The following is a 14224-nucleotide window of genomic DNA, read 5'->3' on the forward strand; positions in this document are numbered from 1 at the left end:
AAGAGAGAATATAAGATTTCCACTTCAAATTAGCTAAAAATTATTAAATACTTTATTTTTTATATTAACTTGATGAATTGGTTTAATAAAATTATATTCGGTAACTTTGGTAATGGAATTTTTAGTTATTTAAAAAACAATTAAACAGATAGTAATATAAAAACTACTTTATTTTAATGAGTTATTTTTAAATGAAGGGTAGTGTTTTTTTTAGTATAGATGTCAGTATAGCTAATAGAAGGAGTTTTCTAAATGAGTTTAACAAAAATCAATTCAAATAGCAGTGAAACAATTATTACTAATTCTAGTACGATTAGTTTACTTTTTCAGCAAATGAGACCTAAACAATGGACCAAAAATCTATTGGTGTTCGCTGCTTTAATTTTTTCTCCTGAAGTAATGAATTTTGAAAATCTAGGTAAATCTATATTTGGATTTTTCCTTTTTGCTTTTGTATCTAGTTGTGTATATATAATAAATGACTATGTAGATAGAGAAGCAGATAGTAAGCACCCTAAAAAAAGATATCGCCCAATGGCATCAGGTGCATTAAATCCTAACACTGCATTAACCTTTGGCGTTTTATTATTAATAGGGTCATTGGTTGTATCATTTAATCTTAATCCTTTGTTAAGTGTGTTGTTATTAACTTATTTTATTCTTAATGTTGCCTACTCATTTAAATTGAAACATGTTGTTATCATAGATGTGATGATTATTGCATTAGGATTCGTATTTCGTGCTATTGCGGGAGGTCTAGTTATAGATGTTCCTTTCACTCCATGGTTTCTAATATGCATAATGTTACTCTCTCTTTTTTTAGCAATCAGCAAAAGAAGACATGAACTTACACTACTAGAATCCAGTAAAGGTGAACATAGAAAAGTGTTAGAAAGTTATTCCCCTACGCTTTTAGATCAACTAAATAGTATCGTCATATCTGCAACAATTATTAGTTATTCATTATTTACTTTTACTTCAGGACATACAATCCACTTAATGTGGACAATACCATTTGTAATATATGGTGTTTTTCGTTATTTATATTTAATCCATATTGAAAATAAAGGTGGTTCACCAGAAAAAGTATTACTTGAAGATAAGCCTATATTATTTACAGTTTTTTTATACGTGATATCAGTAATAATTATTTTAGGTGTCTTTGAATAACTAGTAACCAGGAGCAATATGTAATGAATAAAAAAATAGCTTTTTTTGATATTGATAAAACAATAATTAAGAAAGATTCCATGTTTTTATTTGTGTGGTTTGGATTAAAAAAACGTCCGAGGACGTTTCCAGTATTATTACCAATATTTTTTTTTACGATTCTATATACATTAAGATTAATAAGCTCAAAAAGAGTTAAAGAGTACTATTTTTACTCAATAAAATTTTTAAAAGAAGAAGACCTTCATGAGTTTTATTTAATGTTAAAAAAACATATTTTTATTGAAGCAATGGAGGAACTTCAAAGTAGAAAAAATGAAGGTTGTTACAATCTATTAGTATCAGCCTCTCCATATGCATATGTTAAATACTTTAAGGAAATCCCTTATGTTGATGATGTAATTGGAACAGAGTTAGTAATAAAAAATGATTTCTATATAAATAGAATAAACGGTGATAATTGTAAAGGGGAAGAAAAGGTTAGAAAAATAGAAAAACATCTAAAGCAATTAGGATATGTAATCGATTTTAATAATTCATATGCATATTCGGATTCATTATCTGATTTACCAATGTTGGCACTAGTAAGGAATTCGTTTATTGTTAATGGAAAAAGTAAGGAAGAGATAAAGGTGGTAAATTGGAAATAATACAAAAACATTATGGTAAATATTTGATGATTTTAGCTGCTATTATGACAGCTATTGGTCAATTATTTTGGAAGTTAGGTTTTACTAATTTTTATTTTATGATCCTGGGATTTATTTGTTATGGAGGAGGAGCAGTAACCATGATGAAGGCTCTTTCCCTAGAAAAGCTTTCTGTTGTATATCCTTTAATGAGTACAAGTTATATATTTGCACTAATTTTTGGTGACGTATTTTTGGGTGAACCAATTACTTTCTCAAAAAGTATAGCAATAACATTGCTTATTATTGGAGTGATACTGACATCATATGAAAAGTAATATATTAATTCTCTTATTAATACCTATGACTTTGTTTGGATCATTAGGTGCAGTATATTTTAAAATGTATTCTTCAAAAAAGATTATTTATTTGCTGCTAGGAGTTTTATTTTATGGTTTAGGGGCAATTACAAATATATTTTTATTAAAAGAACTTCCTTTAACGATTGTTTTTCCAGCAAACGCTCTAACATATGTTTGGGTATTAATTCTTGCAAAATTCTTTTTTTGTGAAGATGTTAAACTTCAACAAATTATAGGTGTTATTTTTATAATACTAGGAACAATATTTCTTATTTATTTATAAGAATTTAAAATTAGGATTTTGATAAAAAACTTAAATACTATATATTTTTTAGTTTCTTATTTTAAACGTTAAGAAAGCTACACTTATCGGATATAATCTAGAATCGGAAAATAATAGAACAATTAATTTCTGTAGGGAGTTTGATTATGAATTTAGACTTTTTTAAAAAGAATATAGACTTAGTAGTATTCTTTGTTTTACTAAGTATGGGATTTACTTTACGCTTATTGTGGATTTTAAATGTTCCAAATGAGCCATTCTCTGACTTTCAAACATACTATGAAATTGCTATTAGTATTGTAAATGGAGAAACACATAGTTTAATGGGCTATCAAGGGATTGGCTATCCTTTTATACTTTCTGTAATATTTTCTATTTTTAATAGTACAGATATTTTTATAGCGAAATTTTTTAATGTAATTTTATCAACAGTTACCTTGGTTTTAATCTATTTAATCTCTATTAAACTCTTAAAAAATAAGTGGTTATCTTTATTGGTTCTTCTTCTTGTAACATTGCTTCCTAATTATATAGCATATAACAATATTATTGGAACTGAAACTTTCTTCGTTTTTTTATTTACATTAATATTAGTGTTATACTTATATAACTTTAACAATAAGGCTAGATTACCACTACTTGGTATCATTATTGGATTTGCTGCATTAACGAAGCCTCAATTTATGATATATCCAATACTACTGATGATAATTCTATTTTTGAAAAATAAGAACTTAAAAGAATCATTAGTCTTTTTAGGTGTTGTCGGTATTTTTACAGCAGCAGTAATATCACCTATGGCGATAATAAATTATAATAAGTTTAATAAGTTCATACCAATTTCATATAATGGTGGTTACGTACTTTATATCAATAATAATGATCAAAATAACAATGGAAAATATATGGATGTTAATGCTGTTACACCTAGTGAAGAAATATTAGTTAAGTTTGCAGAAAAGAATATATCTTATGGTGAACTAAGTGCAAAAGCGTCAGATTTATACAAAGAACAAGCTATGGATTGGATAAAAGAACATCCTATCACTTTTATAAAACTTGGGCTATTAAGAATAGATGCAACATTCTTCAGTGGAGCATCAGATATTCAAGACTGGTCAATGAGTTCATTTAATATGCAATTACAAGAAAAAATGCCTTGGAATGAATATGCTAGAAATATTTATTTATTTGAATTTATTACGGATACTATTGTATATACATTGTCAATGTTTGGTTTTATTTTTTCCTTTTTAGGTTTGTACTATATAATAAAAAAGTTCCTCAAAATGGAAATACCTTATATTATATCTTTACCTTCAATTAACATTCTGTTTTTTGTTTTAATTTGTTTTGTTTTCGAAGGGCAGTCGAGATATAACTATCCAGTTCTATTTTTATTTATAATAGCTTTAGTAATTTGTCTTGATAAATTGCTAATTGGATATAAAAACATGAAAGAATGAAATTATACCCAATTCTCTAATGGAAATAATTTTTCTGAAAGCCCCGTATTTAAACGTAAGTGTCAAATATGGGGCTGTCTAACAAATGGTGATTTTTCCACTGTGCAGGATCGCTTTTTGAATATCAAAAAAATTAATTTGAAAAAATCATCTCCTTTACTAAGTAAGCGCTAAATAATCCACACCTACTAATCATTGCAGTGCTTTGTGATAATCACAGTAACATCAATTGTTAGGTGGTTTTTTATGTCACAAGAAGAACGCAAACAGATGTGGCAACAACGTATCAACGTAAGCGTCAAAGAGCGCCCACATGTTTTTTCGTGGGCGCTTGTTGTATGATTTATTTAGATTGATTCGGTACGCGACATTCTTCTGGAATTGTTTTCGACCATGGTAGGGGTTGATAATCGCTTCTACAGTTTTAATGCCAATGTATTTTGGCGAGAAACTGATGTTGCATTTTGTCATATATTGACGGAATTTTTGACAAAGTTAAAGAAAAGCTAAAAAATACATGGCTTCCCTAAATAATAAAATGTTGGGTTTCTCTTGTCATTTATTACTTTGCCATCTTAATAACAATTCACCAAGGCAATTGTTTATTGTAAAATAAAAGTGCAGACTCCTGCAAACGAATTTGTACAGAGTCAAGCACTTTTTTAGTGCAAAAAATAAACTTGCCAGCAGCCCTAAGTCACTCTACTGTTAAAGTGTCGAATTTTATCAATAGAAAAATGAAAGATTGCTAGCAATGTCTGAAATAAATTGTATAAAACATTACGAAGTGAAAAAGGACTTTCAATTAATAAGATTGTAGAAACTTTATCCATCGATTGGAGAACTGCAAAAAATATGGCGATGAAGATCAATTACCACAAATAAAAACCCGTATTAAGAAAGGAATGACGTATGACGAACAATGAGTGAAATTGTAAGTGATTGACTCGAAGAAGATTCGAAAGTAAAAAAGAAATTAAGACGGACAAATAAACAAATGCATGAAAAGCACTAGGGAAAATGGGCTTTAAAGGTTCCTATTGAACTGTTTATAACTTTATTGAAGAATTGAGAGCTAATAAAGATGATGAACATTCTAAAGGATATGAACATTTATCACATCCTGAAGGAGTAGCTCAAGTAGATTTTGGAATAATGGAGGCTGCTCATGAAGGAGAAATCGTTGATATTCATGTATTGCTTATGTCATTCCCTGCAAGTAATGTTGCTTTGGGTTTACCCCTTCAATCTGAAAACCGAGAATGCTTTTTAAGTAGATTGAGGAACTATTTAAGTAGGTAGGGGGCGTACCTCTTTGTATTCGAATAGATAATCTAACACCTGTGGTGAAAAAGGTACTTGGTTTTGAAGGAGAGGCACAATTAACAGATGAATATATTACAAAATCAATATAGATTTAAAGTTTAAGTATGTAATCCTCGAAGCGGGCATGAAAAAGGTAATGTCGAACGAAAAGTTGGATATATACGTTATAACTTCTTTAACGTAGCTCCCGTAAATGAAAGACTTTAAAGATTTAGGTAGTCAGTTATCCGAATGATTAATAGAAGACCGTAAACGTATGCACTATCGAAAAGAAGAAATGATAGAATTTCTATGCGAAAGAGAATAGAAGCAATTATTAAAACTCCTAGAAAATGGTTATCCATTCTTTAAACAACTACCAATTAAATATAATAAATACATCAAGTTCAAGTTAGTTCAACATCTGATTCATGTACCAAAAGCTAAAAACTATTCACAACTATATTGTGTTACTTTTTGGGATCAGTTTAAGGTAAGGTAATAACAAATGATGATGAAGTAATTCTTAGTGATACAAGACCGTATATGAGAAAGAGGAGATTTATCCCTTGGATTGACATATATTTTAGTAGGAGCACTTGGAACGAGAAAAACTCATTTAGCCTCCGCTTTAGGTCGAAGAGCATGTGAAAAAGGTTTTGAGGTTCGATTTTATCGAGTTTCTCATTTATTAGAAGTGTTAGAAACCGCATTAAGTAATGGTCGTTTAACAAGTTTTAGAAAGAAGTTAGAGAAAGTGGATGTCATAATATTGGATGAAATGGGGTATGATCATTTGGGAAGAATGGTGCAGAGCTGCTCTTCCAAATTATCTCAGGGTGTTTATGAACAAAAAAGTTTGATTACTACATCAAATCTTTAATTTAGTCGGTGGAACCGTATATTCGCTGACTCGCGTTTAATAGTAGCACTGGTGGATCGTTTGATTCACTAAGCCTACATATTCTCATACACAGGGCAAAGCTTCCGTTTAACAAACGCTTTATTAAAGAAATTGTAAAAATACTGGGTGGCAACACTCTGTATATTAAATTGCAATTCTCTGCACTTTTTTCTTACAAAATACAGCAATATTGTATTGTTGCTCTTTCTTGTTCTAATTCAACACCTCGCCTTCTTAGGTGGATGTTTTCCTCTACCAATCGCTGTATTCTTACAGAATCATGGAATGTCTCTTTCAAACGATATCCTGTTCCATCTATAATCGTATAAGAAAATATCGATGTCAGTTTCTTTGAAACTATAAACATCGTTCATCAGGGTAACTTTTAGTAAGCCATCATATATCCATTGTAAAAATAATGAATTGTTTCCGGAGGTAGGCCATCTATTAATCAGTTAAATTGACGATGACTGATGGAAAGTGGGCTAGCTGTTTGTTCATCTTACCATTGAAAAATCCCTTATTCAAGTCGACGATAGTACAACCAAAAACCATTATTGTCCCAATGGAGAATTTTTCAACTTATCCCTTTTACGGTTACAAAAAACAAACAGATTAGAAGAGAAAGGATCCAATTGAAAACTCAATTGAACATTTACTGCTATTCCTTCAATCGATTTTCGTAAATCCGTTGAACCACAAGCTAATTAGACCCAATTAATAGGCGTCTTACTTAACACGAGTTTGGAGAATCTGAAGCACATTGTTGAAAATGTGCTCGAATAAATCCTTCATTAATTTCAATAAAAACATACCCTACTTTTACCTTTAGAGTAGAGGTTGTTTCTTTAAGTTTGTGGGTAAAAAGTATGTGGATAAATTGATGAAACCCCATTGTGTTCCATTTGCAATCTATTCATCCATTGGTACATACTTGGTGAACTAACTTGATTTAATTTACACCAAGTTTTCACACTGGTCTCACCACTCGATTTGTATGCTTCAATCCGTTGTTGCTGCTAGATTTGTTTACGTTCGTCTGGTGACATAAAAACCTCCTATAACATGTTATTGTGATTATCACAATAACATCGTTATAGGAGGTGTGGATAATTTACGGCTAACTCTAAAACCTGATAAGTATAATTTTTATGTAATGTGCTTGTTAGGTTTATATCTAACGAGTTTTGTGCTAAATGTTTGTATGTTACCAAACAAATGTGCCGTAATAAATGATAGCAATAATACAACAATAAAATAGGTAATAACACCAATTAGTTTATGTGAGTAAAGGAAAGTGTCTATGTTTAACTTTAAGAAAATTATTTTAGCAGCATAAAAACAAAAAGGTTGATATAAATAAATTGTATATCCATAAAGAGCGAATGTTTTGTATAAATAATTAAAAATATTTAATTTAACTACTTTCAATATAGCTTTTCTTAACGAAAACAAAACACAAAAAGCAACAATATTCATAGTTAAAAATGAAAAATTTGGTGGGAATTTATTATACTGCATATTTAAATAATACAAATTATCAAAGTGTATTAATAAATATGTTAAAATCCCAAATAAAATTATTATAAACAAAATACTTATATTATTAGTTTTAATATTTTTAGATTCGTGATAAAAAAATCCTAAATAAGTCCAAAAAGAATAGAAGGCTATATATTTAAGGTAATTATGTAATGATAATTGATTCCATGTTTCACTAACATAATTATGATCTATGTAATAAATAATAATCATCAATAAAAAAAGCGGCAAATACTTAGCTGCATTTTTGATTGATGAGCTGTTCTTACTAAAAAATAAATAGTATTTCCGATAGAAAGGAAATAATAGTATTATTAATAAATATACTGTAATAAACCATAAATGCGAATTTAAAAAAGAATAGTTAGACCATTGTTGCATATTTGGAATGAACCAATCAAAATATGTTAATTGAGAAGGTTGATTTTGATATCTAGTTGTTAATTCTATGACGAAAATACAAATCAAAGAGTAAAACCAGTAAGGTATGAGTGTTTGTAAAAGTCTCTTTTTATAAAAATTAAGGATATTATTGTTCTTAGAAAATAAATTACTTGCTCCTGTAATAAAGAAAATTACAGGTTGTGTAAATAATAAGTATGATTTAAGTATATTTTCGGATGATATAATTCCGAGCCAAAATAAAGAATGAATAAAAAGTATCCATATTAGTGCAGTACTGCGAAAATAATCAATGTTTTTATCTCTCTTGATAGTTAAATAAGTCATTTCTACACCTTCATTTTAATATTTCAGTTCTATGAAATTGTAAAGGACTTTTTAATAAAGGTAAAGAACTTTTCTAGAAGATAGATGATGTGTAAAAGTAATTAAATATTAGTCAATGTAGAATTACTTAATATGATTTAAAAATTTAAGTAGTGTCAATAATTTTGTGTAAATGAATTTCTCCGTTGGTGTAAACTAAGAATTTAGCTCCTCTAACATCTTTTCAATGGCAGCACGTGCTTTATTAAATCCAAAATGATAACGTTTCGCAAAGCGTTGATAATGGTCCTCGAATTGTGTGACGTAAGAAGCGTTCCAACTAATCTTCATTCGGAAACTGTTCTTTGCGCTCTGTATATTTATAAACGTCAAATAGCACCCACGTTTTTTTTCGTGGGCGCTTGTTGTATGTTTTATTTATCCTTATTTGGAACATGATATTTTACTGGAATTGTCTTCGACATGATAGGAGTTAATCAATCGCTTCTACATCATTTACATCAATAAGGGTAATTGTTCAAATAAAACGTTAAGTAGTTCAGTGGATTTAACTTATTTTTCTCAGTGGTTTCGACAATGCTATAGATGTTAACACTTGCTTTTGTACCTTTCGTCGATTGGGCGAACAACCAATTTTTTCTGTTAGTGAAGGTGGTAACATTTCAGTTTTTTTCAAAAAAATGTTAAATCACCACTACTTAATAAGTCTTCAATTCGGGTTTTATGAATACGGGCTTACTTTCCATCTATTCAAAAATTGTTGAATCTATTTTCATGTGGTAGTCTATTTTATATAAGTATGTTTAGAGACTTAAAAACCGAATGGTAGATAAAAATCTTACAAAACTAAAAAATGATTAAAAACGAAGCCATTCAAACGGTACCTACTAATAAAAAAGTGAAAGTATGATTGGCCAGGATGAGTACCAGATAATTTTGACTTTAAATCAACGGGCACTGAAAATAATTTTACATAATTAAGTCAATTATTATGTAAAACAAGCTTAGATAAAATTTTAGCAATTACTAACAGTGTTAAAGGCGATATGTGTATGAGTTGAATTAAGACCAGAAAAATATTAGAAATTGTGAACATTATACTGAAGAACAAGATTGTCGAACCAGGTACAACCCAGTCTTGCTCGGGTTAAGGGAGGATTAGACATTAACAGAGAAATTCCTAAATATTTGAAATGCGAGGGAAATTATATATTTCGATTAGATTTAATTATAATAACAATTAGAGAAGTTTTTTTTAAGGTGCTTAAATCGGAGGGATATTGTTGAAGTCTAAAGTTTTACTTGCCCAAAATAGTGCCTTTATTGCAAATCGTTTACCACGAGCAGCAAGAGCATTAAAACAAGCAGGGTATGACGTGGAAATATTAAATTGGGATAGGGGCATTAATTCTGAAGTGATCCAAACAGCCAGCCACCAATTCGCGGAAGAAGGAATTAAAGTTCATTCAATTAACTGTGGTGAAACTCCTTACGGAAGAGGAATTTTAACTGCTTTACAAAAAATAAAATTTGTATATCAAGTCATAAAGTTTCTATTAAGGAACGGCCATCATTATCAAGTAGTACATGCCATTGACTTTGATTTAGCCTTCCCTACCTATTTAGCCAAAAAGATAAAGCGTAATCTTACTTTTAAATTCATTTATGATATAGCAGATTTTGTAGAAACATTTCATGGTCCAATACCAAAGCCAATTAGAAGACAAATTTCAAAGGTAAGCGCAAATATAATGGAACAAGCTGATTTAATTATCATACCTGATGATAATCGTCTCATTAATATTCCAGTTCCTTTACACTCTAAAACAAAAGTGGTCAATAACTCAATTGACCCTCCTAAAGTAACTAAAGAATATCCAATTAATAAGTTTAAAGAGAAAATCAATATCATATATTACGGTGCATTGAGTAAAGATCGAGGTATTAATCTTTTATTACAATTATCAGCATTGGATAATGTATCAATTTGGATAGCGGGAAAAGGTGAGTTAGAAGAAGAAATTTTACAATATGCAAAAAAATGTGATAACATTCACTTCCTTGGATTTCTTGAATTTAATCAAATTCTATCAGTCGTCCAACAAGTTGATTTAATTTATATGGTTTATGATCCTAGTTATCAACATAACCAGATTGCTTCTCCAAATAAATTGTATGAAGCTCTTTATTTAGGGAAGCCGTGTATTGTTACTGAGGATACATCTATCGATCAATTTGTTGAAAAAAATAATATTGGGTATGTAGTAACGTTCGATATAGAAAATTTAGTTCATACAATAAAAAACATTAGTATTGATGTATTAAAAATAAAAGGAGAAAATGCAAAACTTCTTTACCCGCAATATAGTTGGGATAAAACGAAAAAGACATTGCTTAATATTTATCATTCTATTACTAAGGATGGTATTTTATGAAAAAACCTTTAGTTTCCATTATTACGCCAACGTATAACAGTTCAAAATTTATAAACGAAACTGTTCAATCAGTACGGAACCAAACTTATCAAAATTTTGAACATATTATTGTAGATGATTGTTCTAGTGATAATACTTGGATGATTTTGGAAGACCTTGAAAAAGAGGATTCCCGAATTAAATTACTGCGAATGGATAAAAATTCAGGTGCAGCGTTGGCTCGTAACCAAGCTATCCAATTAGCCAAGGGAAAGTACATAGCATTTCTTGATAGTGATGATTTGTGGGAACCCCGTAAACTTGAATTGCAAGTTCAATTTATGCACAATAATAATATTGCATTTTCTTTTACCAACTATAAAATGATTGATGAGAATGGTCAGGATTTGAATCGAGTAGTGACCTGTCCAGAAGTTATAAACTATAAAGACCTATTAAAAAATACTACCATTGGTTGTTTAACAGTCATGATTGATATTGATAAAATAGATAAACTAGTAATGCCTAATTTACAACCAGAAGATACTGCACTATGGTTAAAGATTTTAAAAAAAGGGTATAATGCATATTGTTTACAGGAATCATTAGCTTGTTATAGGATTGTTACGAATTCAGTATCAAGTAATAAATGGATAGTAGCAAAGAGAATGTGGAGAGTATATAGAAATTCTGAAAAATTAAATGTCTTTAGTTCTTTTTGGTATTTTTTGAATTATGCATGGAATGCCGTCAAAAAGCATTATTTGTAAATTGTTGAATTAAATCATATCTTGAGGTAATGAATATTAATGTTAAGGTATTAAAAAAGTATTTCCATAGGTAAAAAACAAATGGGAATTATAATGATAAGTAATCCTTTTGAGGAAGTATATCAAACTTCTTCCACCTCTTTAAAAATGAAATTCCTATAAGTGATTAAAAAAACATGGGAATTATGGAGAAAATTAATAAAGTTTTATGTTACAATATCCCTAGCAGTCTTAATTGCTAGGGGGTTTTTTTTTGTCAAATGTTGTTAATCAACGAAGTCGTAAATTTACATTGATTATCATAGATTTATGCTTAATCATTATAGCCTATATCTTCGCTTTCCATATCCGTTATGATAATATTCACCCCCGAAATTGGGATGCATTTATTTCTTTATTGCCATGGATTTTATTAATTGGATTATTTTTTATTACCATGTATGAGTTATATTCTCTTGATCAAAAAAGTAAATGGGATGTCATACGGAAAGTAATTGTTTCATCTACTCTAATGATGTTTTTAACAATGGCAGCATCCTTTTTATTTCGAGAGTTTGCTTTACCTCGATCAGTTATTTTAATTTCCTATATTATTATTAATATATTTTTAATTTCTTGGAAGCTGGTATTTATTATACTTCTGTCAAGAAAATTAGGCACAGTTCTTGTTATCGGTGACAATCAAGAACATCAAAAAATTGCCCGACAAATTGATACACAATTTGGAAAGAAAACAATTGTTAAATTTATATCTAGTAAAGAATTAGAAGAACGTATTCTGCATGAATTACAGTTTGTAGATTATGTCATGATGGGTTCAAAAATATCTAATGATTTAAAGGCAAAAATTATATACGATTCTATTAAAAATGGGAAAATCGTTTATGTTGTCCCCGACCTTTATGAATTACTTTTATCCCAAGCTGTTATTACTTCAATAGATGACTCGATGGTTATGGCTGTTAAACCATTTGGATTGTCATGGAGTCAACAAGTTGCTAAACGGTTATACGATATTGTTATTTCTCTTGTAGGATTAGTTATCCTATCTCCACTATTTTTATTAGTAGGGTTAATTATAAAAATGGAAGATCCAAAGGGTAGCGTATTTTATAAACAACCAAGATTAGGTAAGTACAATAAAGAATTTATAATATATAAATTTCGTTCAATGGTTGAGGGAGCAGAAAAAATTACAGGCCCAGTACTTGCAGGAGAAAATGATCCTCGTATTACGAAAACTGGGCATTTTATTAGGAAAACAAGAATTGATGAATTGCCTCAGTTATTAAATGTATTAAAAGGTGATATGTCCATAGTTGGACCACGACCTGAAAGAGAGTTTTTCACAAAACAGTTTGAAAAAGATTTAAGCTCATATGTATATAGAAGTACGGTAAAACCTGGAATTACTGGTTATGCACAAATAATGGGTAAATATACTACTAGTGTGGATGATAAATTACGATTTGATTTATTTTATATACGTAATTACTCTTTTGTACTTGATATGATTATTCAGTTTAGAACAATCATAGTATTATTTGATAAAACGAAATCTGAAGGAAGAGTAGAAAGCGAAAAATTAGAACCAAAAAATGACCGTTCTTTAAATTATTAAAGGACGGTTTATTTTACAAGAACTACAATGTTAGTGTAATGAAAATAAAATAACAAAAGGACGATTAGTATGTCAAAAGTGCTAGTTACAGGTGGAGCAGGTTTCATTGGTTCACATGTTGTAGATCAATTAATAGTTGAAGGCCATGAAGTGGTAGTCATTGATAATTTTGAAACTGGAAAAAGAAACAATATAAAAACAAACGTCAATATTTTTGATATCGATATAAATTCGAAAATAGTAAAGAGTATCTTTGAATACTTTTTACCTGAATATGTAATTCATTTAGCTGCCCAAACCTCTGTATCTACTTCTATAGGATTTCCAAAAAAAGACGCTCAAACAAATATAATAGGAACTCTTAATATTCTAGAGTTAAGTAAGGAATATCAGGTGAAAAAAATAATATTCACTTCGAGTGCAGCAGTATATGGGGAAAATGGCAATTTACCAATACTTGAAAGTTATCCTTTATCTCCTTTTTCACCGTATGGTTTATCTAAATTAACCGGTGAAAAGTACATAAAACTATATAATAAACTTCACAAATTAAACTATTCGATTTTGCGTTTGTCTAATGTATATGGTCCACGTCAGTGTGAAAATGGGGAGGCTGGGGTAGTTACAAAATTTATTAATCAAATGATTAAAGGTATTACTCCAACAATTGAAGGTGATGGTAATCAGAGCAGAGATTTTATCTTTGTAAAGGACGTTGCTAATGCATTAGTGAGAGCAATAGTACCAAGTGATCCCCATATATTAAATATATCTTCTGGAACATCAATTAGTATTAATTGCCTATATGATTTTTTAGCTAAATTAATTGAATATAATAAACCAGCAAATTTTGGACCTTCGAGAGTAGGGGATATTTATGAAAGTTCATTAAGTAATGAAAATGCTAAAAGAATATTACAATGGTTACCAGCTATATCTATAGAAGAGGGGTTAAATGAAACTGTTTCTTACTTTTTAGCTTCGCAATAAAAATTACTATTTCATATAATTTTTACATACCCTTACTGA

14 protein-coding genes and 2 pseudogenes are annotated in these 14224 nt (G+C 29.4%); 11 read left to right on the forward strand and 5 right to left on the reverse strand.

Annotated elements, in window-relative coordinates; all coding sequences use genetic code 11:
* The first annotated feature begins 252 nt into the window (after window positions 1-252).
* The 7 genes from MKY04_RS04065 (at window position 253) to MKY04_RS04095 (ending at window position 6098) form a co-directional block, all read left to right on the forward strand.
* Window positions 253-1170 carry a decaprenyl-phosphate phosphoribosyltransferase gene (locus MKY04_RS04065; RefSeq protein ID WP_346235349.1) on the forward strand — a complete coding sequence of 306 codons (918 nt, stop codon included), beginning with the start codon at window positions 253-255 and terminating at the stop codon, window positions 1168-1170.
* A 23-nt stretch (window positions 1171-1193) separates the two neighbouring features.
* Entirely contained in the window at window positions 1194-1820 is a 627-nt protein-coding gene (locus MKY04_RS04070) for an HAD-IB family hydrolase (RefSeq protein ID WP_346235350.1), read from the forward strand.
* Window positions 1811-2137, forward strand: a complete 327-nt coding sequence (locus MKY04_RS04075; protein WP_346235351.1) for an EamA family transporter — start codon at window positions 1811-1813, stop codon at window positions 2135-2137. The genes MKY04_RS04070 and MKY04_RS04075 overlap by 10 nt, the downstream gene beginning before the upstream one ends.
* Entirely contained in the window at window positions 2127-2444 is a 318-nt protein-coding gene (locus MKY04_RS04080; protein ID WP_346235352.1) for an EamA family transporter, read from the forward strand. Before MKY04_RS04075 ends, MKY04_RS04080 begins: the two co-directional genes overlap by 11 nt.
* Before the next feature lie 146 nt (window positions 2445-2590).
* A complete protein-coding gene (locus MKY04_RS04085) occupies window positions 2591-3910 on the forward strand; it encodes a glycosyltransferase family 39 protein (protein WP_346235353.1) in 1320 nt (439 codons plus the stop codon).
* 1068 nt (window positions 3911-4978) lie between these two features.
* On the forward strand, window positions 4979-5212 hold the full coding sequence (locus MKY04_RS04090) for a hypothetical protein (RefSeq protein WP_346235354.1): 234 nt from the start codon (window positions 4979-4981) through the stop codon (window positions 5210-5212).
* A 577-nt stretch (window positions 5213-5789) separates the two neighbouring features.
* A complete protein-coding gene (locus tag MKY04_RS04095; protein WP_346235355.1) occupies window positions 5790-6098 on the forward strand; it encodes an ATP-binding protein in 309 nt (102 codons plus the stop codon).
* Window positions 6099-6639: 541 nt separating this feature from the next.
* Here MKY04_RS04095 and MKY04_RS22245 read toward each other — a convergent pair.
* From MKY04_RS22245 to MKY04_RS04105, 5 genes and pseudogenes are all read right to left on the reverse strand, one after another.
* The gene (locus tag MKY04_RS22245; protein WP_428833901.1) at window positions 6640-6693 is read right to left on the reverse strand and encodes a hypothetical protein; all 54 of its coding nucleotides are present in this window, start codon (window positions 6691-6693) and stop codon (window positions 6640-6642) included.
* Window positions 6674-6814: pseudogene (gene tnpB, locus MKY04_RS22250) on the reverse strand (IS66 family insertion sequence element accessory protein TnpB); the annotation flags it as partial. The pseudogene tnpB and the gene MKY04_RS22245, both read right to left, overlap by 20 nt.
* 153 nt (window positions 6815-6967) lie before the next feature.
* Window positions 6968-7126, reverse strand: coding sequence for a hypothetical protein (locus tag MKY04_RS22255; RefSeq protein WP_428833902.1), 159 nt, complete (start codon window positions 7124-7126; stop codon window positions 6968-6970).
* A 142-nt stretch (window positions 7127-7268) separates the two neighbouring features.
* A complete protein-coding gene (locus MKY04_RS04100; RefSeq protein WP_346235356.1) occupies window positions 7269-8390 on the reverse strand; it encodes an acyltransferase family protein in 1122 nt (373 codons plus the stop codon).
* 195 nt (window positions 8391-8585) lie between these two features.
* A pseudogene (locus tag MKY04_RS04105) lies at window positions 8586-8757 on the reverse strand (IS256 family transposase); the annotation flags it as partial.
* Between the two features lie 916 nt (window positions 8758-9673).
* Here MKY04_RS04105 and MKY04_RS04110 point away from each other — a divergent pair.
* From MKY04_RS04110 to MKY04_RS04125, 4 genes are all read left to right on the forward strand, one after another.
* The gene (locus tag MKY04_RS04110) at window positions 9674-10825 is read left to right on the forward strand and encodes a glycosyltransferase (RefSeq protein ID WP_346235357.1); all 1152 of its coding nucleotides are present in this window, start codon (window positions 9674-9676) and stop codon (window positions 10823-10825) included.
* Complete coding sequence (locus MKY04_RS04115) at window positions 10822-11574, forward strand: glycosyltransferase family 2 protein (RefSeq protein WP_346235358.1); 753 nt, start codon at window positions 10822-10824, stop codon at window positions 11572-11574. The genes MKY04_RS04110 and MKY04_RS04115 overlap by 4 nt, the downstream gene beginning before the upstream one ends.
* A 253-nt stretch (window positions 11575-11827) precedes the next feature.
* Window positions 11828-13195 (forward strand): sugar transferase, encoded by a 1368-nt coding sequence (locus MKY04_RS04120; protein WP_346235359.1) that lies wholly within the window; start codon window positions 11828-11830, stop codon window positions 13193-13195.
* Between the two features lie 69 nt (window positions 13196-13264).
* A complete protein-coding gene (locus MKY04_RS04125; RefSeq protein ID WP_346235360.1) occupies window positions 13265-14185 on the forward strand; it encodes an NAD-dependent epimerase/dehydratase family protein in 921 nt (306 codons plus the stop codon).
* The last annotated feature ends 39 nt before the right edge of the window (window positions 14186-14224 follow it).

Origin of the sequence: Lysinibacillus telephonicus (genome assembly GCF_039654155.1) — a bacterium.
GTDB lineage: Bacteria > Bacillota > Bacilli > Bacillales_A > Planococcaceae > Ureibacillus > Ureibacillus telephonicus.

Coding starts and splice junctions, on each gene's coding strand:
- MKY04_RS04100 (WP_346235356.1), bottom strand. CDS start 8,390: ATGACTTATTTAACTATCAAGAGAGATAAAAACATTGATTATTTTCGC.
- MKY04_RS04080 (WP_346235352.1), top strand. CDS start 2,127: ATGAAAAGTAATATATTAATTCTCTTATTAATACCTATGACTTTGTTT.
- MKY04_RS04085 (WP_346235353.1), top strand. CDS start 2,591: ATGAATTTAGACTTTTTTAAAAAGAATATAGACTTAGTAGTATTCTTT.
- MKY04_RS04125 (WP_346235360.1), top strand. CDS start 13,265: ATGTCAAAAGTGCTAGTTACAGGTGGAGCAGGTTTCATTGGTTCACAT.
- MKY04_RS04115 (WP_346235358.1), top strand. CDS start 10,822: ATGAAAAAACCTTTAGTTTCCATTATTACGCCAACGTATAACAGTTCA.
- MKY04_RS04065 (WP_346235349.1), top strand. CDS start 253: ATGAGTTTAACAAAAATCAATTCAAATAGCAGTGAAACAATTATTACT.
- MKY04_RS04070 (WP_346235350.1), top strand. CDS start 1,194: ATGAATAAAAAAATAGCTTTTTTTGATATTGATAAAACAATAATTAAG.